18 protein-coding genes are annotated in these 19,575 nt (G+C 66.3%); 11 read left to right on the top strand and 7 right to left on the bottom strand.

The features are described from left to right. Nucleotides 1–18: 18 nt before the first annotated feature. Entirely contained in the window at nt 19–1,104 is a 1,086-nt protein-coding gene (locus QY325_11425; protein WKZ65372.1) for an acyltransferase, read from the top strand. Here the strand turns inward: QY325_11425 and QY325_11420 are convergent. From QY325_11420 to QY325_11400, 5 genes are read right to left on the bottom strand one after another with little or no spacing between them, the layout of a single operon-like run. Further along, nucleotides 1,101–3,383 carry a transglycosylase domain-containing protein gene (locus QY325_11420; protein ID WKZ65371.1) on the bottom strand — a complete coding sequence of 761 codons (2,283 nt, stop codon included), beginning with the start codon at nt 3,381–3,383 and terminating at the stop codon, nt 1,101–1,103. The genes QY325_11425 and QY325_11420 overlap by 4 nt on opposite strands. Beyond that, nucleotides 3,380–4,603 carry a GTPase HflX gene (hflX, locus tag QY325_11415; GenBank protein WKZ65370.1) on the bottom strand — a complete coding sequence of 408 codons (1,224 nt, stop codon included), beginning with the start codon at nt 4,601–4,603 and terminating at the stop codon, nt 3,380–3,382. The genes QY325_11420 and hflX overlap by 4 nt, the downstream gene beginning before the upstream one ends. Next, nucleotides 4,600–4,926, bottom strand: a complete 327-nt coding sequence (locus tag QY325_11410) for a cytochrome c (GenBank protein ID WKZ65369.1) — start codon at nt 4,924–4,926, stop codon at nt 4,600–4,602. Before QY325_11410 ends, hflX begins: the two co-directional genes overlap by 4 nt. Then, complete coding sequence (locus QY325_11405; GenBank protein WKZ65368.1) at nt 4,923–5,363, bottom strand: hypothetical protein; 441 nt, start codon at nt 5,361–5,363, stop codon at nt 4,923–4,925. Before QY325_11405 ends, QY325_11410 begins: the two co-directional genes overlap by 4 nt. Before the next feature lie 45 nt (nt 5,364–5,408). Continuing rightward, complete coding sequence (locus QY325_11400) at nt 5,409–6,824, bottom strand: YfcC family protein (protein ID WKZ65367.1); 1,416 nt, start codon at nt 6,822–6,824, stop codon at nt 5,409–5,411. A gap of 72 nt (nt 6,825–6,896) precedes the next feature. Between QY325_11400 and QY325_11395 the strand changes: the two genes are divergently transcribed. Both QY325_11395 and QY325_11390 read left to right on the top strand, forming a co-directional pair. Further along, entirely contained in the window at nt 6,897–9,947 is a 3,051-nt protein-coding gene (locus tag QY325_11395; protein WKZ65366.1) for an amidohydrolase family protein, read from the top strand. Next, the gene (locus tag QY325_11390; protein ID WKZ65365.1) at nt 9,934–11,250 is read left to right on the top strand and encodes an amidohydrolase family protein; all 1,317 of its coding nucleotides are present in this window, start codon (nt 9,934–9,936) and stop codon (nt 11,248–11,250) included. Before QY325_11395 ends, QY325_11390 begins: the two co-directional genes overlap by 14 nt. On the opposite strand, the gene trpS is transcribed toward QY325_11390, so the two are convergent. Further along, complete coding sequence (gene trpS, locus QY325_11385) at nt 11,244–12,212, bottom strand: tryptophan--tRNA ligase (GenBank protein WKZ65364.1); 969 nt, start codon at nt 12,210–12,212, stop codon at nt 11,244–11,246. The two genes, QY325_11390 and trpS, sit on opposite strands and share 7 nt — an antisense overlap. 77 nt (nt 12,213–12,289) lie before the next feature. Between trpS and QY325_11380 the strand changes: the two genes are divergently transcribed. Both QY325_11380 and gatC read left to right on the top strand, forming a co-directional pair. Then, nucleotides 12,290–13,123, top strand: coding sequence for a lysophospholipid acyltransferase family protein (locus tag QY325_11380; protein WKZ65363.1), 834 nt, complete (start codon nt 12,290–12,292; stop codon nt 13,121–13,123). Beyond that, nucleotides 13,120–13,416: an Asp-tRNA(Asn)/Glu-tRNA(Gln) amidotransferase subunit GatC gene (gene gatC, locus QY325_11375; protein WKZ65362.1), complete on the top strand. Its 297-nt coding sequence runs from the start codon at nt 13,120–13,122 to the stop codon at nt 13,414–13,416. Before QY325_11380 ends, gatC begins: the two co-directional genes overlap by 4 nt. Nucleotides 13,417–13,569: 153 nt before the next feature. Here gatC and QY325_11370 read toward each other — a convergent pair whose 3' ends face one another. Further along, entirely contained in the window at nt 13,570–14,481 is a 912-nt protein-coding gene (locus tag QY325_11370) for a hypothetical protein (protein ID WKZ65361.1), read from the bottom strand. A gap of 122 nt (nt 14,482–14,603) precedes the next feature. Here QY325_11370 and kbl point away from each other — a divergent pair, with 122 nt between their 5' ends. The 6 genes from kbl (at nt 14,604) to rpsB (ending at nt 19,560) form a co-directional block, all read left to right on the top strand. Then, on the top strand, nt 14,604–15,797 hold the full coding sequence (gene kbl / locus QY325_11365; protein WKZ65360.1) for a glycine C-acetyltransferase: 1,194 nt from the start codon (nt 14,604–14,606) through the stop codon (nt 15,795–15,797). 139 nt (nt 15,798–15,936) lie between these two features. Next, complete coding sequence (locus QY325_11360) at nt 15,937–16,563, top strand: hypothetical protein (protein ID WKZ65359.1); 627 nt, start codon at nt 15,937–15,939, stop codon at nt 16,561–16,563. Between the two features lie 96 nt (nt 16,564–16,659). Next, on the top strand, nt 16,660–17,658 hold the full coding sequence (locus QY325_11355) for a CsgG/HfaB family protein (GenBank protein WKZ65358.1): 999 nt from the start codon (nt 16,660–16,662) through the stop codon (nt 17,656–17,658). A 161-nt stretch (nt 17,659–17,819) separates the two neighbouring features. After that, a complete protein-coding gene (rplM, locus tag QY325_11350; GenBank protein ID WKZ65357.1) occupies nt 17,820–18,275 on the top strand; it encodes a 50S ribosomal protein L13 in 456 nt (151 codons plus the stop codon). A 1-nt stretch (nt 18,276) separates the two neighbouring features. After that, entirely contained in the window at nt 18,277–18,663 is a 387-nt protein-coding gene (gene rpsI / locus QY325_11345) for a 30S ribosomal protein S9 (GenBank protein ID WKZ65356.1), read from the top strand. 114 nt (nt 18,664–18,777) lie between these two features. Further along, on the top strand, nt 18,778–19,560 hold the full coding sequence (gene rpsB / locus QY325_11340) for a 30S ribosomal protein S2 (protein WKZ65355.1): 783 nt from the start codon (nt 18,778–18,780) through the stop codon (nt 19,558–19,560). Nucleotides 19,561–19,575 lie beyond the last annotated feature (15 nt).

Here is a 19,575-nt window from a genome sequence, read left to right as displayed (position 1 = left end):
CCGGGTACTTTCACCCCGATGCTCCGCGTCTTCGGCCTCGACCTCATGCGCGCCACGGCGATCCTGCTGGTGGTGTTCTGGCACAGCGCCGATGTGCTGCGGGCGGCCGTTCCGGGCATTGCGCTGCCGCCTCACATCGATGGGGTGGACCTTTTCTTCGTGCTCAGCGGTTACCTGATCGGCGGCATCCTGCTGCGCAACGCAGCCATGGATGGGGCGCCGTGGCACCTCCGCCTGCTCGACTTCTGGCAGCGCCGATGGCTGCGCACATTGCCCAACTACTACCTCTTCCTGGCGGTGAACATCATGTTGGTCCTCGCTGGCTTCTCCGGCGGCATCATCAATCACAATACGTGGATCTACGCGGTCTTCCTGCAGAACCTCTATAAGCCGGTGGACCTCTTCTTCTGGGAGTCGTGGTCGCTGGTGGTGGAGGAGTGGTTCTACCTGCTGTTCCCGTTGCTGCTGTTCGGGATAGCGGCCCTGGGCGTGGCCTCGGCACGCCGGGCTTATCTGGTGCTGGCACTGCTCTTCATCGCGCTGCCCATGGCCGCCCGCTGGGCACTGGCGCCTGAGGCGCCTTCGCTTTGGCACCTGGAGCAGGGGCTGCGCAAGCTCGTTATCACGCGGCTCGACAGCATCGGATGGGGTATCCTCGCGGCGTGGCTGCGCATCAGGTATCCCGTGGCTTGGGGCACGGCGCGGTGGCCGTTGCTCGCGATCGGCCTGCTGGGCATGCTGGGCTGCGCCATGGCCTATGGCGCGGAGCACCTGCGCTTCAGCGGCACGCACTACTTCACGCTGAACGCGGTAGCCATGACATTGCTGCTGCCGGCCCTTTCCGCCTGGTCCGCGGCGCCGCGCTGGGGCCGCGCCATCACCTTCATCAGCCTGATCAGCTATGCGCTCTACCTGGTGCACCAGCCGGTGCGCTACGTCTTCAATCGCTGGTTCGCCTTGGAGCGCGAGGCCGGGTTGCTGCTGCCGCTGCTGGTCTACTGGGCGGTGTGCATCGCGCTTAGCTGGTTCGTGTGGCGCTACTGGGAGCGGCGCTTCATGGCCCTGCGCGATGGCATCGGCGAGCGCCTCCTGCGGGCGGGTTAGCCGTCCTTCCGCTTCTTGAATAGCCGCTCGAGCAGGCCGGGTTTGCGCTCGCCCTGATCGGCAGGCTCTTCGCGCTGGTCGTGCCGCCTGAAGAGGCGCTGCAGCAGATTGGGCTCACGCACCGGCGCGCAGTCCATGCTGATGGGGTGCTCGGTGAGCCAACCGAAAGCGCTGATGTAGCGCTTGCGGCGCTTGGGGTCGCTCTCGATGGCGCGGAGCACGCGCCCGGCGATGGGCAATGCCAGCTGGCCGCCGGTGCCCAGGTTGCTGCTGAAGTGCACGGAAGGGTCGTGCGCGCCCACCCAGGTGCCGATGACGAGGCTGGGGGTGTACGCCACGAACCAGGCATCGCTGTAGTCCTGCGAAGTGCCCGTCTTGCCGGCGTAGGCGCCGCTGAGCCCGTAACGTGTGCGCAGCGCGGAGCCGGTGCCCTCGTTGACGGCGCGCTGCAGCATGGCGGTGATGCCCGCGGCCGTTTCCGTGCTAACGGTGCGCACCGGGCGGCCGGATTTGGCCTTGTAGAGCACCTTCCCCTGCGCATCGGTGATGCGGGTGATGAGCCGAGCAGGCATCCGATTGCCTCCTTGGGCGAAGCTGCCGTAGGCAGGCACCAGCTCGTGCAGGGCCACGCTGGTGGCGCCCAGCGCCATGGCCGGCTTGTCCGCATCCTTGGTGGGAAGCCCCATGGCGCCGAGCACGGTGCGCAGGGTGTCCACGCCCACGCGGAAGTAGAGGTCCACGGTGGGGCGGTTCAGGCTGCGCGCGAGGGCGTGCCAGAGGGCCACCTCGCCTTCGGTGGTGTCGCGGTCGAAGTTGTCGGGTGCCCAATCGTCGTAGGCCCCGTAGGTCCTGCGCGAGTTGTCGAGGTAATCGCAGGGCTGCAGGCCGCGCTCCAGCGCCGCGGCATACACGAAGGGCTTGATGGTGCTCGCAGCGGAGCGGCGCGCCTTCACCAGGTCGAAGGGGAGGTAGCGGTGGTCGTTGCCGCCCACCCAGGCGCGGACGGCGCCGCTGCCCGGGTCCATGATGAGTACGGCCCCGTGCAGCAGGCGGTGGTAGTGCCAGAGGCTGTCGCGGTGGCTCAGGGAATCCAAGCGGCGGCCGCCATGGTCGTAGAGCTCCCCGGCGCTCATCGGGTCGGCCTTCCACCGCGCCGAGCGCCGGTGCGGGGTGCCGCGCTCCCAGGCCGCGCGGGCCTTGCGTGCGCGCAGCTCGCGGTCCAGCTTCGGCTGCATGACGGCCAGGTGGTCGTGCGCGGCATCGGCGGCCATGCGCTGCAGCCCGGCATCGAGCGTGGTGGTGATGCGCAGGCCGTCCTTCTCCAGGTCGTGGCGCTGGCCGGTGCGCTTTTCCGCCTCGCGCAGGATGGCGCGCGCCTCCTGCTCCACCTGGTGGTTGAAGTAGCCATAGAGGTCGAGCGCGTCGCCACCGGTGTAGTCCAGGCGAAGGGGCCGCTGGCGCAGGCTGTCGGTCTTCGCGCGCGACAGGTGGCCGCGCTCATGCATCAGCTCCAGCACCTGGTCGCGGCGCCCCTTGGAGCGTGCGGGGTGCAGCCGCGGATTGTAGGTGGTGTTCGCCTTCAGCATGCCCACGAGCACAGCGCTCTCGAGCACGTCGAGCCGGCGGGCGGGCTTGTTGAAGAAGCGCTGCGCGGCGCTCTCGATGCCATAGGTGTTCTCGCCGAAGGGCACGGAGTTGAAGTAGAGCACCAGCACATCGTTCTTGCTCAGGGCGCGCTCCAGGCGCTGCGCCACCAGCGCCTCCTTCATCTTGTTCACCGGGATGGTGAGCGGCCCGTGGTCGCTGCGGCCGTAGAGGTTCTTGACGATCTGCTGGGAGATGGTGCTGCCGCCGCCGCCGCTGCGATCGCGCCCCAGGAGCGTGCGGAAGAACACGCGGATGTAGCTGCGGCCGTCCACCCCGGCGTGCTGGAAGAAGCGTGCGTCCTCGGTGGAGACCAGGGCATCGATGAGGTGCTGCGGCAGGTCCTTGTAACGCACGTTGGTGCGGTCCTTGGCGAAGAGCTTGCCGATGAGCGTGCCGTCCTCAGCGAGGATGAGCGTGGCCTCCTCGCTGCGGATGCTGCCGAGCTCCTGCTCCGTGGGCAGCGCGCCGAAGGCGCCCATGCGCACGGCCTGGAGCAGGCTGAAGAACGCGATAAGGGCAGCGGCCAGCCCGATCAAGGCCCATTTCAGCAGCATCCTGCCGGAGCCGCCTTTCCTGCCGCGCTTCCCCTTGGCGGAGGGCGAGCGCCGTGCCGCCGGCTTCCGTGCGCTCAAGGCTCCAGGTACTCGTCCTTGAAGAGCAGGTCGCTCTCGTAGGGATAGCGCGCGATGTGGATGGTCTTCACCCGCTCATAGAGCAGCTTGCGCAGCGCATCGATGTTCTGCCGGGCCGCAGCGCTGATGAAGATGCACTCCTCGGTGGTCATCCGGGCCATCCAGCTCGCCTTGAGCTCCTCCAGCGAGTACTGGTCCACGCGCTTGGGCGCCAGGTCGTCGGGGTCGTGCGGCGCGGGGCGGTACGCATCGATCTTGTTGAAGACGACGACGGTGGGGGTGGAGCCCGCGCCGATCTCGTTCAGGGTCTGCTTCACGGTCTCGTACTGCTCCTCGAAGTTGTGGTGGCTGATGTCCACCACGTGCAGCAGGAGGTCGGCCTCGCGCGTCTCGTCCAGGGTGCTCTTGAAGCTCTCGATGAGCTGGGTGGGCAGCTTGCGGATGAAGCCCACGGTATCGCTGAGCAGGAAGGGCAGGTTGCCGAGCACCACCTTGCGCACGGTGGTATCGAGCGTGGCGAAGAGCTTGTTCTCGGCGAACACGTCGCTCTTGCTGAGCAGGTTCATGAGCGTGCTCTTGCCCACGTTGGTGTAGCCCACCAGGGCCACGCGCACCAGCTTGCCGCGATTGCCGCGCTGGGTGGCCATCTGCTTGTCGATGTCCTTGAGCTGGGCCTTGAGCAGCGCGATGCGGTCGCGCACCAGGCGGCGGTCGGTCTCGATCTCCTTCTCGCCGGCGCCGCCGCGCGTGCCGGTGCCGCCACGCTGGCGCTCCAGGTGCGTCCACAATTTGGTGAGGCGCGGCAGCATGTACTCGTACTGCGCCAGTTCCACCTGCTTCTTGGCGTGCGCGGTGCGCGCCCTGCGGGCGAAGATGTCCAGGATCAGGCGCGGTCGGTCGAGCACCGGCTTCGCCAACTCCTTCTCCAGGTTGCGCTGCTGCGCCGGCGTGAGCTCATCGTCGAAGATGACGCAGTCGGCGCCATTGGCCTCCATCCAGGCCTTCACCTCGGCCAGCTTGCCGCTGCCGATATAGCTGCGGCCGTCGGGTTTGTGCATGCGCTGGGTGAAGCGCTTCAGCGTGGCGATGTCGGCGGTGGCGGCCAGGAACTCGAGCTCGTCCAGGTACTCCTTCGACTGGTCAGCGTCCTGCTCATCGGTGATCAGGCCCACGAGTACGGCCTTCTCGGCCTTGCCCTTCAGCTCCAGCGGGTCGATCATCGCGCCTGCCCCAGCTTGCGTGTGTAGTCCACCACGGCCTCGATCTCCTTCGCGGTGAGCACGTTCTTATAGGGCATCATCTTCCCCTTGCCGTTGGTCACCTGTGCGATCATCTCGGCGCGCGAGAGCGCGCTGGCCGTGAGGTCCTTGGCGCCGTTGAATCCCAAGCGGCCATCCTTGCCATGGCACAGGGTGCAGTGCAGGCGGAACAGCTGTGCGCCTTGGTCGCCGCCCGTCTCCAGTGGGGCTTCGGCCGAGGCTCCGTTGCCGCAGGCCAGCACCATGAGGGCCAGCGCGGTGAGGGTGATGAGGCTCCTTCTCATAGCCATCCCAGTCCGTGCCCCACGTCCCTGATGGGCCAGGGGACCGCCCAGAGCATGAGTACCAGCGCGATGCCGTAGAAGATGGCGATGCGGCGCTGCTTCAGGGGCTCCTCCGTTGCCCGCTTGGCCAGGGACCGGCCCAAGGTGACCAGCACGATGGCGATCACCATGGTGCCGATGTGCTCGAATTTCCAGAACCGGAGCTGCGCGCCCTCCATGCGGGAGATGGCCTGGAAGTTCTGCATGTAGAGGATGGCGCCCAGCACGAGCTGTACATGGCAGAGCACCACGGCGATGATCGCGGCCATGCGCTCCCAGGTGAGGATGGGCCGCCGGAGCAGCAGCCCGCGCAGGCTCACCAGGAAGGCCACGAGGACGAAGAGCAGCACGCCGTAGCGCAGCAGGCTGTGCGCGAAGGAGAGGAAGCCGGAGTTCATGGTGCGGGATTCGGAGCGGCGCGAAGGTAGGGCGGGGCAGCGCGGTCAGGGCTGCCAGACGGCCACGCTGAGGGCCAGGAAGGCCATGCCGGCGCCCACCAGCAGCAGCATGAGCCGCCCGATCCATCGCAGCCAGGCGCCGAAGGGGATGCCCGCGATCTGCAGGATGCCCATGGTGACGCCGCTGGTGGGGATGACGAAGTTGCAGAGTCCGTCGCCGAGCTGGTAGGCGAGCACGGCCGTCTGCCGCGGGATGTGGAGCAGGTCCGCCAGCGGCGTCATCACCGGCATGGTGAGTGCCGCCTGGCCACTGCCGCTGGGCACGAAGAAGTTGATGGCGAACTGCACCGCGAACATGAGCTGCGCGCTCACCGATGCCGGCAGTCCGCTGATGGCGCCGCTGAGCGCATGGAGCACCGTGTCCACCACCTGGCCCTCCTGCATCACCAGCAGCACGCTGCGGCTCAGCCCGATGAGCAGCGCGGCGGCGACCATGTCGCGTGCACCGCCCACGAAGGCCTTGGCCGCGGCATCCGCACCGATGCCGCCGATCATGGCCGCGGCTACGCCCATGCCGATGAAGAGACCGGCGATTTCCTCGATGTACCATCCGTAGCGGTTCACGCCCACGATGAGCGCCATGATGGTGAGGGCGAAGAGCGCCAGCACCGCGATGCGGCGGCCGGTGAGCGGCTTCTCTTCCAGTGCGCCATGCTCAGTGGCCCGTCCTGACACGCCGTGCAGGATGCTGCGGCGCGGATCCGCCTCAAGCCGGGCGGCATAGCGCATCACGAAGGCAATGGCGATTCCCGTAAGCACGGCCCACAGCGCCATGCGGAGCTCCCACCCGCTGAACAACGGCAGTTCGCCAAGCCCCTGTGCGATGCCCACGGTGAAGGGATTGAACGCCGCGCCTGCGAAGCCCACGCCCGCGCCGAGGAAGGGGATGGCCGCGCCCACCACGGCATCCCAGCCCAGGCTCCGCGCCAGCGGGATGGTGATCATGAGGAACACGAGCACCTCCTCCGCCATGCCGAAGGTGTTCCCTCCGATGCTGAAGGCGAGCATGAGGGCCGGTATAACGAATCGCTTGCGGCCGGGGTGGTCGCGGGCCCAGCGGAGCACACGGAAGAGCAGCGCATCGATGGCGCCCGTTGCGTTCAGCACGGCGAAGGCCCCGCCGATCAGCAGCACGAAGGCCATGATCATGGCCGCTTGATGGTCCGTGAATCCCTTCACCGGCGCGGTGAAGAAGCCCCACCACGGCACGGGCGTAGCATCCACGGCGTGGTAGGTGCCCGGCACCACGGCCGTGCGCGTGCCGGCTTCGGTGACCGCTTCGCGCCTTTCGAACGACCCGGCCGGGACGATCCAGGTGCATGCCACGGCGAGCGCGAGCACCGCGGCGATGATCAGCAGCGCATCGGGCGCCCTGCGCTCCTTTGTTTCCCGGTTTGCCATGCGCCCAATGTAGCGGCGCTGGCCCGCTCTGCGCCCGCGAAGCCGCCGCCCGGCTACTTTCGCCGCACCCGAATGCGCGCGCTCCGATTCCTGCCCCTGTTGGCTCCACTGGCTTTGCATGGCCAGAGCATGCGTCCCCCGGCCCATGTGCGCGATGCTGCCCAGCCGGTCCATGCCTTCACCGGGGCGGTGCTGCACATCGATGCGCGCACCGTTGTTCGGGATGGCACCCTTCTCATCCAGGGCGACCGGGTGATTGCCGTCGGTGAGAAGGTGAGCGTGCCGGAAGGTGCCGTCGTACGCCGCCTCGACGGCCTGCATCTCTGGCCGGCGCTCATCGAGCCCTACAGCGACCTGGGGCTTCCGGCCAGCACGGCCGAGGAGCGGAAGGCCGAGCACCGGGCCGCCCGGCATTGGAACGCTGCCCTTCGCGCCGACGCTGATGCCCATGCGCTCTACAGGCCCGACGGGGACCGCGCGACGGCGCTCCGTGCCCAAGGGTATGCCCTGGTCGTCGCCCACCGCATGGATGGCATCGCCCGGGGCACCTCCGCGGCCATCGCACTCAACGATGAGCCACCGGTGAAGAGCGTGGTGCAGCCGCGAACGGCTGCGCACCTAAGCTTCAGCAAGGGCAGCTCGCCCGATCCCTACCCCAGCTCGCTCATGGGCAGCATCGCGTTGCTGCGCCAGGCGATACTCGACGCCCGGTGGCATGCCGCCCAGCCGGCCGGTCGGCACACGGACGCCGTGCTGGAGGCGTTGGCCGCGCAGTTGGGCACGCGTATCGTGGTGGAGGCGACGGACCGCAATGACATCCTGCGCTGGTCCGCCTTGCTCAAGGAGCAGGGCCTCACGGGCATCATCAAGGGAGCGGGCGATGAGTACGCCCGGCTGGAGGAGGTGAAGGCTGCGGCCATGCCCCTGATCATCCCCTTCGCGCAGCCCCAGGCCTACGATGTGGAGGATCCACTGGACGCGCTGGAAGTCAGCTATGCGCGGCTGAAGCATTGGGAGCTCGCCATGCGCAACCCGCAGCTGGTGGACAGCATGGGCATCCCCTTTGCGCTCACCGCACATGGCCGGAAGGACCTGAAGGACCTTTGGAAGGATCTCCGCCAGCTGGTGGCCCATGGTCTTGACAGCGCGCGCGCCATCGAGAAGCTCACCGTCGAGCCTGCGCGCCTCTATGGCTTGGAGGACCGCTATGGCGCCCTGCGGCCCGGTATGCGGGCCTCCTTCCTGATCACCTCGCACCACCTGCTGCACGAACGCAATACGATCCACGAGAACTGGGTGGAGGGGAAGCGGTACCTGCTGGCCGATCCGGAGCAGCCCAGGCTGGCGGGCACCTACGACCTCAACCTCGGCGATGCCATCTGGCTCATGGAGGTGGGCGGTGAGCCGGCGAAGCCCGAGGTGAGCATCCGCCGGCCCGATGAGCCCGATAGCCTGAAGGTGAAGCCGCGCTTCGAGGTCAACGGGAGCGTGCTCAGCCTCAGCTTCGCACCGAAGGGCAAGCCCGATGCGCTGATCCGCCTCAACGGCACCGTCCATGGCGGCGGCGGCGTATGGGCGGGCCAAGGGCAGAAGCCTGGCGGGGCCTGGTTCGCCTGGAGCGCGGTGCGTAAGGCCGATGCGATGCCCGCCAAGGGCGCCAAGCCCGATACGGCAGCGACGAAGCCGACGCCGGCCCGCGGCCCGATCAGCCGCCCCCTTGTCGGCTTCGGCTGGACGAAGGCGCCCGAGCAGCAGACCGTGCTCTTCCGCGGCGCAACGGTCTGGACGAACACCGCGAACGGCATCCTGCGCAGGGCCGATGTGCTCATCCATCAGGGGAAGGTGATGGCGGTGGGCGAGCGGATCGATCCGCAGGCGCTCTTCCCGCCCAAGGCCAAGCCGGAGGTGGTGGAGGTGGATGCCCAAGGGAAGCACCTCACCTGCGGCATCGTCGATGAGCACTCGCACATCGCCATTGCGCGCGGCGTGAACGAGGGCTCGCACCACATCACCAGCGAGGTGCGGATCGGCGATGCGATCAATCCGGACGATGTCAACATCTACCGGAACCTTGCCGGCGGCGTCACCACCGTGCAGCAGCTGCACGGCAGCGCCAACCCCATCGGCGGGCAGAGCGCGGTGATCAAGCTGCGCTGGGGCCATGCAGCGGACAGCCTGCTCCTGAAGGGCGCGCGGCCCCGCATCAAGTTCGCCCTGGGCGAGAACGTGAAACAGAGCAATTGGGGCGGCGGTACGCGCTTCCCCCAGACGCGCATGGGCGTTGAGCAGGCGTTCTACGATGCCTTCCACCAGGCGCGCGCCTATGAGGCGGAGCATGCCGCATGGGCGGGCCTGAGGGCCAAGGACCGGGAGGGCAGGCTCCCTCCTCGGAGAGACCTGCGGATGGAGGCGCTGGCGGAGATCCTGCTCGGGGAGCGCGACATCAGCTGCCACAGCTATGTGCAGAGCGAGATCGCCATGCTCATGCATGTGGCGGACAGCATGCGCTTCAAGGTGAACACCTTCACGCACATCCTCGAAGGGTACAAGGTGGCCCCGGCAATGAGGCGCCATGGCGCCAGCGCCAGCACCTTCAGCGATTGGTGGGGCTACAAGCTGGAGGTGAACGATGCCATTCCGCACAATGCGGCGCTCCTGCACCGCAATGCGGTGAATACCGGCATCAATAGCGACGATGCGGAGATGAGCCGCAGGCTCAATCAGGAGGCGGCGAAGGCCGTGAAGTACGGCGGCCTCAGCGCGGAGGAGGCCTGGAGGATGGTGACGCTGAATCCTGCGCGCATGCTCGGGCTCGAGCACCGGATCGGGTCCATCGAGCCCGGCAAGGATGCCGATCTCGTCCTCTGGAGCGGTGACCCGCTCAGCATCGATTCCCGTGCCCTGCAGACCTACGTGGACGGCATCCGGTACTACGATGAGGCGCAGGACCGCGGGCAGCGTACATGGGTCGCCACCGAGCGCGACCGCCTCATCCGGGCCATGGTGCAGGCAAAGGCCGAGGGGGCGCCCACCCTGAAGCCCCGCCGCGAGCGGCCCCGGCTGTGGCATTGCGACGATCTCGGCGACGAGGAATACCTGATCGAGGAGCATGAGGTGCATTGATCCCCGGGTGGTGCTCGTCACCGCGCTGCTCAGCGGGGCCGTGGCCCGCGCTCAAGTGCCCACGCCCGCCCCGGCGCAGGCGAAGAGCATCCTCATCACCGCCGGCACAGTGCATGTCGGCGACGGCCGCGCGATCGACGATGGCGCCGTGGGCTTCCGCGCCGGCCGGATCGATTACGTGGGCTTCGACTATGGCGTGAAGGCCGCCTACGATACCGTGATCGATGCCAAGGGCCAGCATGTGTATCCGGGCTTCATCCTGCCCGATTCGCCCCTTGGCCTCATCGAGATCGAGCAGGCCCGCGCCACCGTGGACAAGCAGGACGTCGGCCAGTACGAGCCCGAGCTCCGCGCGCGCTCCGCCTACAAGGCCGATTCGCGCGTGACCCCTACCGTACGCGCCAACGGCGTCCTGCTCGCGCAATGCGCACCCCGCGGGCTCGCCATCGCCGGAACGAGCAGCGTGGTGCAGCTCGATGCGTGGGACAACGATGGCGCCATCGTGAAGGCCGACGACGGCATTTGGATGACCTGGCCCGCGGCATACCAGCGCCACGGATGGTGGGCCGAGCCGGGCGAGACGGACAGCGAGAAGAAGGATGAGCGCCTGCTGCGGCTGGCGGATCTGCGCGACTTCTTCCGCCGCGCAAGGGCCTATGCCGCAATGTCCCCGCCGCCCGTGGCCGACTCGCGCATGGAGGCGATGCGCGGGCTCTTCGACGGACGCCGGACGCTCTTCGTGCGGGCCGATGCCGCGCGGGAGATTTCCGAGGCCGTTCAATTCGCCAAGGCCGAGGGCGTGAAGCGCATGGTGATCGCCGGCGGCTACGACGCCTGGAGGGTGGCCGATCTGCTGCGCGACAACCAGGTGGATGTGATCCTGCGGCGCACGCACAGCCTGCCCCTGAGGCCGGACGATGACATCGATCTGCCCTATCGGCTTCCTGCCCTGCTGAAGGAGCGCGGCGTCCGGTTCTGCCTGGGGTACTCCGGCGATCACGAGCACGTGGGCGGCCGTAACCTGCCCTTCGTCGCCGGCACCGCGCGTGCCTACGGCCTCTCTTCCGAGGATGCGCTCCGTGCCATCACGCTCGATGCCGCCGCCATCCTCGGCATCGACCAGCGCTGCGGCAGCCTTGCTGTGGGCAAGGATGCCACGGTCATCGTCTCCGCGGGCGATGCGCTGGACATGCGCGGCAACGATGTGCGCTGGGCTTTCATCGAGGGCCGCCGCATCGTGCTCGACGACCATCAGAAGCAGCTGTACCGCCAGTACCTCGAAAAGCTTCAGCGGGGTCAGTAACCCAGCTTCTCGCGCACCCTATTCAGTACCCCGCTCGCCACGGCCCGCGCCTTGTCCGCACCTTCCTTCAGTCGCGCATCGAGCTCGGCTTTGTCGTTCATCAGGCGGGCGTAGGTGTCGCGCTCGGCGCGGAAGCCATCGAGCAGGGCGCCCAGCAGCTCCTTCTTGGCGTGGCCGTAGCCATAGCCGCCCGCGCGGAACTTCTCCGCCATGGCATTCACCGCATCGGAGGGCGCCACGAGCCTGAAGAGCTTGTACACGTTGTTCGTCTCGGGGTCCTTAGGCGCTTCGAGCGGCGCGCTGTCCGTAACGATGCCCATCACCTCCTGCTTCAGCTCCTTCTCCGGCGCGAAGAGGCGGATGAGGTTGTTGCGGCTCTTGCTCATCTTCTCGCCGTCGGTGCCGGGCACGATCATCACCTGCTCGTCGATGCGCGCATCGGGCAGCACGAAGGTGTCGCCCATCTGGTGGTTGAAGCGCTCGGCCACATCGCGCGTGAACTCCAGGTGCTGCTTCTGGTCCTTGCCCACGGGCACCAGCTCCGCGTCGTAGAGCAGGATGTCGGCGGCCATGAGCATGGGGTAGAGGAAGAGCCCGCCGTTCACGTCCTCTAGCCGGTCGGCCTTGTCCTTGAAGCTGTGGGCCAGCGCCAGGCGCGAATAGGGGAAGAAGCAGCTGAGGTACCAGGCCAGCTCGGTCACCTCGGGCACATCGCTCTGGCGGTAGAACACCGTGCGGTGCGCATCCAGCCCGCATGCGAGCCACGCGGCGGCCACGCTGTAAGTGTTGCTGCGGAGCACGGCCGCATCCTTGATCTGGGTGAGCGAGTGCAGGTCGGCGATGAAGAGGAAGGAATCGTTGCCCGGCGCCGTGCTCATGGCGATGGCGGGTCGGATGGCGCCGAGCACATTCCCCAGGTGGGGCGTGCCGGTGCTCTGGATGCCGGTGAGGATGCGTGCCATGCGGGCTGGTCGATGCGGCCGGCGGCGAAGTTATCCGGCACGGCCGAGGTGGGGCCTTCTACCTTCGCGGCCTTTCCATGACTCCGGCAGCCTTACCCGAGCGCCCGCGCGTGCGCGATGGAGAGAGCCGCAGGAACCCTGTGGCGCGTTGGCTCTTCCTGCCCCTGCGCTGGGCCTACAAGCTGTGGTTCGGCTTCGTCTTCTTCAGCTCCCTGGTGCTGCTCTACCTGCCGTTCCGGGTGCTGCTCAAGAAACCCGACCGCTATGCCAGGGCCTTCCGGCTCAAGCGGGCTTGGGCCTGGTTCCTGCAGTGGGCCAGCGGTGTCCCCGTTCGACTGGTCCGCCGGGCGCCCTTGCCGGAACCGCCCTATGTGATCTGCTGCAACCACAGCAGCTACCTGGACATCATCCAGATGTACAACGTCATTCCGCGGTACTTCCTGTTCATGGGCAAGTATGAACTGCTCAAATGGCCGCTCTTCAACATCTTCTTCAAGGGCATGAACATCGCCGTGAATCGGGGCAGCCATACCGAAGCCGCCAAGGCCTTCCGGCGCGCGGCGCAGGCCATCGACCGTGGCACCAGCATCGCCCTCTTCCCCGAGGGTACCATCCCCGATTGCACCCCTCGGATGAAGCCCTTCAAGGACGGAGCCTTCAAGCTGGCGATCGAGAAGCAGGTCCCCATCGTGCCCGTCACCTTCCTGGACCACTGGCGCCTCTTCGGCGAGCCGCTCGAGCTGCTTGCGCGCGCCAGGCCCGGAGTCGCCCGGGCGGTCGTGCACGACCCCATCCCCACGCAGGGCCTCACGGAGGCCGACCTGCCGGCGCTGCGACGGCGGGTCTACGAAGTCATCGAAGGCCCCCTGCTTGCAGACGACGTCGGGCAATCGCCAACTTCGCACCCATGAGGATCGACGACGCCACCTTGGACCGGATCGCAGAGCTGGCCCGGCTCGACTACAGCGACCCCGCGGCTCGGAAGGCCATGCTCGCTGACATGGAGCGCGTGCTATCATTCGTGGAGCGGCTCAATGCCGTGGACACGAAGGGCGTGGAGCCGCTGATCTTCATGACCGAGGAGGCCGACGTGCTGCGCGAAGACGTGGCGCAGGTCTCGATCACCAAGCAGGAAGCCCTGATGAATGCGCCCGTGAAGGATAGCGACTACTTCAAGGTGCCGCGCGTGGTGGATAAGGGCTGACGGAGCGCTCAGCGCTGCCCTTCGGTCGGGGATGCCACAGGATCCCCTGGTTTGAGGACCCCTAGCGCCGCATGCCATCAAGGCATGGTCTGCGCCTTCGATGCGCCCGGCATCGGTAGCACCTCGGCAGATGGATGAAGGGCCGAGCCCCGTTCACGCAGTGACCGGTTGGCTCACGGACTCCTCCTCCTCAGCGTTCCGCTTCAGGCCATCGCTCCAGCGCGCGCGCGGCCGGGTGCCGAGCTCCCGCCACCCGAAGACCGCTACGATGGTGATGGCACTCAGGAAGTTCACGGCAACGAAGCTCGTGACGTAGGTGGCATCGCCATGGTGCCAGGCCGGGAGCACGGGGATCAGGAAGAACGCGCAGTTGCTCACGATCTGCATGATCAGGAGCACCGTGCCGCTGTGCGTCATATTGTAGGTCCAGCCCAGCAGGATGGTCAGGCAGGTCATGCTCAGCAGGAACACGGGCCAGGGGTAGCCATCAGGCACGCCTTCGCCCACCAGCAGCATCGGCAGGTACCAGAGGCCCCAGCACATGCCCACGAGCAGGCAGGAAAGGAAGGCGGAGTACCGCTCCTGCAGCCGCGTCACGCAGTACTTCATCCAAGCGGTCTCCTCCACCAGGGCGATGCCGATGATGAAGGGCAGGTTGCCGACCATGGCCTCTGCGGCATGCATCAGGCCGGTGGGCCCTTTGCCGGCGCCCCAGCCGGGCCAATCGCGGATGCCCAGGAGGAACAGCGCGATCACGCCGACATAGGTGAATACGAACTTCCAGCTGAAGGCGAGGGCATACCATTGGGCGCCCACCTTCCAGTTGAAGAAGGACCCGAACAGATGGCGAAGGCCCTCGCGCCCTTCGAGGAGCATGGTGAGCAGCACGGCGATCACCAGCGGGCCGAACGCGCGAAGACGGAACACCATGTGCGCTGTTTCATCTCCATCCAGGTCGTGGCCGCCATCGAGGCGCCACCAGGTGAAGCCCACTACCGCGAACTGGTAGCTGAGGGCCAGTGCCACGAACGAGAGAACCGGGAATCTGGCGACGAATGAGCGCATTGTTTCGTTGAGGGGCCCGCAAATTAAGACGAATATGATTTTCGTCAAGTCCATGCCGTGATTTCGAAGGCATGGGCCGGCGCCCCCCGCCATCTACTTTCGCCGACCAATCCAGCACGACCATGTACGGCAAGCTCCAGCACCACCTGCAGCGCGAACTCAAAGCCATTGATGACGCGGGCCTCTTCAAGCGCGAGCGCATCATCACCAGTGAGCAGGGCGCGGAGATCACCGTGAATGGCAAGCAGGTGCTGAACTTCTGCGCCAACAACTACCTCGGCCTCAGTTCGCACCCCGACGTGGTGAGGGCCGCCCATGCCACCCTGGACACACATGGCTACGGCATGAGCAGCGTGCGCTTCATCTGCGGCACGCAGGATATCCACAAGGAGCTGGAGGCCAGGCTGGCTACATTCCATGGCACCGAGGACACCATCCTTTACGCCGCCTGCTTCGATGCCAACGGCGGCGTGTTCGAGCCCTTGCTCGGTGAGGAGGACGCGATCATCAGCGATGTCCTCAACCACGCGAGCATCATCGATGGCGTACGGCTCTGCAAAGCGAAGCGCTACCGCTACGCCAATAATGACATGGCCGACCTGGAGGTGCAGCTGAAGGCGGCCCGGGCGGATGGCGCGCGCCACATCATCATCGTCACCGATGGGGTCTTCAGCATGGACGGCATCGTGGCCGACCTCAAGGGCATCTGCGACCTGGCCGATCGATACGAGGCACTGGTCATGGTGGATGAGTGCCATGCCGCCGGCTTCATCGGCAGGACCGGACGAGGCAGCGTGGAGCATTGCGGCGTGATGGGCCGTGTGGACATCATCACCGGCACGCTGGGCAAGGCGCTCGGCGGCGCCATGGGCGGCTACACCACCGGCCGCAAGGAGATCATCGAGATGCTGCGCCAGCGTTCCCGACCCTACCTCTTCAGCAACTCCCTGGCCCCTGCCATCGTGGGCGCCAGCATCGCCGTGATCGACCTGCTCAGCAGCACCACCGAGCTGCGTGACCGCCTGGAGCGCAATGTGGACCGCTTCCGCACGGGCATCGAGGCCCTGGGCTTCAAGACCCGGGGCGCCGGCGCCGCCATCGTACCCGTGATGCTCGGCGATGCCAAGCTCAGCCAGGTGATGGCGGATAAGCTGCTGGAGGAGGGCATCTATGTGATCGGCTTCTTCTACCCCGTGGTGCCCAAGGATACGGCCCGCATCCGCGTGCAGCTCAGCGCGGCCCACACCGATGCCCATATCGACAGGGCCCTGGCGGCCTTCGGCAAGGTGGGCAGGGAGCTGGGGGTGATCCGGTGATGGAGGGCATGAGTCGAATCAGGCGGGGAGCGCTGTTGCCGACCCCCGGTTGCCTCGGTCGAGGCCATGAGTGCCTTGGTCGGCAATTTTGCCCGCTTTCATCGGCGTTTCGCATCTTGCGCGGCCAAACCATTCACTCATGAAACACCTACCCTGCTCATTGACGCTCGTGCTGGCTGCTGCGGTGCTGGCCCCAGCGGCGTCCGCGCAATCCTTCGATGTCGGCACCAATGCCATCAACCTGGGCATCGGGCTCGGCGGATACCGCTACTCCTACGTCACCAGCGGCGCTTCGGGCTACTCAGTGTCGCCGACCCTGGCCTTCAGCTACGAGCGCGGCGTAACGCCCCTGGGCCCTGGGGTGCTGGGCGTAGGGGCCTTCCTGGCCAACAAGAGCGTCCGGTACGAGGCCACCCAGAACTATCCTTGGGCGAACACCTCCTACAACTACGACCAGCGCTGGTCGAACACCATCATCGGCCTGCGCGGCAGCTGGCACTACAACGAGTGGCACGGATTGGATGAGCTGGATGTCTACGGGGGCCTGATGCTGGGGTACAACATCGGCAGCTATCGCAACCGATCCACGCGCACGGTCAACGGCGTGACCACCGACTATGACTACGGCTACAGCGGGAGCATCAGCTTCGCCACCTTCTCCACCTACCTCGGGGCCCGGTACTATTTCACCGAGAAGATCGGCGCCTACCTTGAGTTCGGCTATGGGATCGCGTACCTGAACCTCGGCCTCGCTGCGCGCTTCTGAGCGCAGGCCTGCCGATCACCGGACACCGCCGCCTGCTGATGGCTGCGCCTTGCGCCATCCTTGGGAGCTGGCACTCCACTAATAACCCGCCCGCCCATGAAGCCCCTGCTGACCCTCATAGTCGCCGCCGCGCTCCTCATGCCCGCCGCAGCCTCGGCGCAAGCCCGCACCGTGGACGTGAAGTTCAACCGCCAGCCGAAGCGCGACTGGTCGGAGCACAAAGCCATCGTCATCGGTGATTTCGCCGCTCCCGACCAGGCCATCACGGACCGCTCGCGGGACATCTCCGAGGCCGTGGCCCAGGTGATGAACGAACTGAAGAACGGCCCCAGGATCTATGACCGCAACCAGCTGGAAAAGGTGCTGAAGGACCAGAAGAAGCAGCTCTCCGGCAACTTCGACGAAACCACGGTCACCGAGATCGGGAAGCTCATCGGGGGCTCCGGCATCATGCTCACCGGCCGTGTGCAGCAGGATGACTTCTTCCAGGCCAGCTCCTCCGGCCGGATACCGCTGAACCGGTATGGCGGAGGGATCGCCTACAACAACAAGGAGGGCACCTATATCCTGTCGGTCAACTTCACGCTGCTGGACCTGACGACGGGCGAGACCAAGGGCTCGTTCAACGACTATGTCACCATCGAAGCGAAGAACTCCGGCGTGGGCTACATCGGCGCTGCTGACATCAACAAGGGCGAGCTGCAGCGCGAGGCGCTCATCAAGTTCCAGGAGAAGTTCCGGCAATGGGTGGCGCCGTACGTGCTGATGGAGACCATCAAGCTGAAGACGGACCCCGGCTTCAACAAGCGGCTCGACCCCGCCATCAAGCACTTCGAGCTCGATGAGGTGGACGCAGCGGTGGAGATGTTCAAGGGGATGGCCGAGGATGCCGCATTGAAGCCGGTGGCGCAGCTGCGGGCGAAGTACAACTACGGTCTCCTGCTGCTGGCCAAGGGGGATTGCGCGGCTGCCATGGCTCTTTTCAAGTCCATCAGCCTGGCCGACGGCGCATCCAAGATGGATTACGAGGACTACAAGGACGGCTACGAAATGGCCAAGGAGCAGTGCGCTGCCGAGGCCAGGAAGCAGCCCTGAGCGAAGCGCCGGGCAACCGGAGACGCCCCGCCCGCCCGGCGGGGCGCTCTGCTTCCCAGGGGGCAACAGCCGCTCTGCGAACAGGGGATTGTTCGTTTCAGGGAAAAGCCGCTATCTTCGCAGCCCGTTTTCCGGAAAGCACCCTTTCAACACGCAGTCCAGTGGCATCGACGACCCACACCACCAGCATGGCCAACAAGGCCACCGTGCAGCCCGAGTGGCTGCTGGTAGACGCTGAGAACGAAGTACTTGGCCGACTCGCCAGCAAAGTGGCGATGCTCGTGCGCGGCAAGCACAAGCCCACCTTCACCCCGCATGTGAACTGCGGTGACCATGTGGTGGTGATCAACGCCGACAAGGTGCGCCTCACCGGCAACAAGATGGCCGACAAGGAGTACCAGCGCTACAGCCTCTACCCCGGCGGCCAGACCCGCGAGAAGGCCAAGGACCTGAAGGCCCGCAAGCCGGAGGCCCTGCTGGAGATCGCCGTGCGCGGCATGCTCCCCAAGAACCGCCTGGGCCGGCGCCTCTTCAACAACCTCCACGTCGTGGCGGGCACGCAGCACAAGCACGAAGCCCAGAAGCCACGCACCTTCGACCTGAATACGATCAAGTAAGATGGCAACCACCAACAGCCTCGGTCGCCGCAAGACCTCCGTCGCCCGCGTGATCCTCTCCGAGGGCAAGGGCAACATCACGGTGAACGGCCGCGACAGCAAGGAGTACTTCCCCATCCTCCTGCAGCAGTTCAAGCTGCAGCAGCCCTTCAAGCTCACCGACACCGTGGGCAAGTACGACGCCGTCGTGACGGTGGACGGCGGCGGCATCACCGGCCAGGTGGACGCCGTGCGCCTGGGCATCGCCCGTGCGCTGGTGAAGCTCGATCCCGAGCACAAGCCCAAGCTCAAGGCCGAGGAGCTCATGACGCGCGACCCCCGTGCGGTTGAGCGGAAGAAGTTCGGACGCAAGAAGGCGCGCAAGCGCTTCCAATTCAGCAAGCGTTAAGGTCCCTGCGCTTGTTCAGGATCCAATCCCGGCGGACTCATCCACCCATGGGCGGATGGCTACCGGCGGGATGCCTGTGATAACGGGAACAAGGAACGTGAACTCAACAAGGAAATGGCACGTGTAGAATTCGAACGCCTGCTCGACGCCGGCGTGCATTTCGGCCACCTGCGCCGGAAGTGGAACCCCAATATGGCCCCGTACATCTTCGGGGAGAAGAAGGGCATCCACATCATCGACCTGAACAAGACCAGCGCCAAGCTGGAAGAGGCCGCCAACGCGATGAAGAGCATCGCCCGCGGCGGTAAGAAGGTGCTCTTCGTGGCCACCAAGAAGCAGGCGAAGGACATCGTGGCCGAGAAGGTGAAGGCCACCGGCATGCCCTTCGTCACCGAGCGTTGGAGCGGTGGCATGCTCACCAACTTCGGCACCATCCGCCGCACCATCAAGAAGATGGCCACCATCGATCGCATGAAGACCGATGGCACCTTCGAGAACATGAGCAAGCGCGAGCGGCTCCAGGTGAGCCGTCAGCGCGAGAAGATGGAGAAGAACCTGGGCTCCATCGCCGACCTCACCCGCCTGCCCAGCGCGCTGTTCATCGTGGACATCGTGAAGGAGCACATCGCTGTGGCCGAGGCCCGCAAGCTCAACATCCCCACCTTCGCGATGGTGGACACCAACAGCGATCCCACCCTGGTGGACTTCCCCATCCCGGCTAACGACGACGCCACCAAGAGCATCGAGCTCATCGTGGACACCATGATCGCCGCGATCAACGAGGGCCTGGAGGAGCGCAAGAACGACAAGACCGCCGTAGACGAGAACGCCGAGGAGGAAGGCACGGAGGTGGCAGCTGCCGATGAGGCCGCTCCCGCCACCGATGAGAACGCCTGATCCGAGCGGTCGCAA

It is taken from the genome of Flavobacteriales bacterium, assembly GCA_030584065.1.
Taxonomy (GTDB): Bacteria; Bacteroidota; Bacteroidia; order Flavobacteriales_F; family PHOS-HE28; genus PHOS-HE28.
The sequence above is the reverse complement of the archived record's forward strand: the minus strand, read 5'-3'. Positions and strand labels throughout refer to the sequence as shown.

Bases quoted from the DNA above. Each gene is read 5' to 3' on its own strand.
- QY325_11425 (WKZ65372.1), top strand. From the start codon at position 19: ATGCTCCGCGTCTTCGGCCTCGACCTCATGCGCGCCACGGCGATCCTG.
- hflX (WKZ65370.1), bottom strand. From the start codon at position 4,603: ATGATCGACCCGCTGGAGCTGAAGGGCAAGGCCGAGAAGGCCGTACTC.
- QY325_11410 (WKZ65369.1), bottom strand. From the start codon at position 4,926: ATGAGAAGGAGCCTCATCACCCTCACCGCGCTGGCCCTCATGGTGCTG.
- QY325_11405 (WKZ65368.1), bottom strand. From the start codon at position 5,363: ATGAACTCCGGCTTCCTCTCCTTCGCGCACAGCCTGCTGCGCTACGGC.
- QY325_11400 (WKZ65367.1), bottom strand. From the start codon at position 6,824: ATGGCAAACCGGGAAACAAAGGAGCGCAGGGCGCCCGATGCGCTGCTG.
- QY325_11395 (WKZ65366.1), top strand. From the start codon at position 6,897: ATGCGCGCGCTCCGATTCCTGCCCCTGTTGGCTCCACTGGCTTTGCAT.
- QY325_11390 (WKZ65365.1), top strand. From the start codon at position 9,934: ATGAGGTGCATTGATCCCCGGGTGGTGCTCGTCACCGCGCTGCTCAGC.
- trpS (WKZ65364.1), bottom strand. From the start codon at position 12,212: ATGGCACGCATCCTCACCGGCATCCAGAGCACCGGCACGCCCCACCTG.
- QY325_11380 (WKZ65363.1), top strand. From the start codon at position 12,290: ATGACTCCGGCAGCCTTACCCGAGCGCCCGCGCGTGCGCGATGGAGAG.
- gatC (WKZ65362.1), top strand. From the start codon at position 13,120: ATGAGGATCGACGACGCCACCTTGGACCGGATCGCAGAGCTGGCCCGG.
- QY325_11370 (WKZ65361.1), bottom strand. From the start codon at position 14,481: ATGCGCTCATTCGTCGCCAGATTCCCGGTTCTCTCGTTCGTGGCACTG.
- kbl (WKZ65360.1), top strand. From the start codon at position 14,604: ATGTACGGCAAGCTCCAGCACCACCTGCAGCGCGAACTCAAAGCCATT.
- QY325_11360 (WKZ65359.1), top strand. From the start codon at position 15,937: ATGAAACACCTACCCTGCTCATTGACGCTCGTGCTGGCTGCTGCGGTG.
- QY325_11355 (WKZ65358.1), top strand. From the start codon at position 16,660: ATGAAGCCCCTGCTGACCCTCATAGTCGCCGCCGCGCTCCTCATGCCC.
- rpsI (WKZ65356.1), top strand. From the start codon at position 18,277: ATGGCAACCACCAACAGCCTCGGTCGCCGCAAGACCTCCGTCGCCCGC.
- rpsB (WKZ65355.1), top strand. From the start codon at position 18,778: ATGGCACGTGTAGAATTCGAACGCCTGCTCGACGCCGGCGTGCATTTC.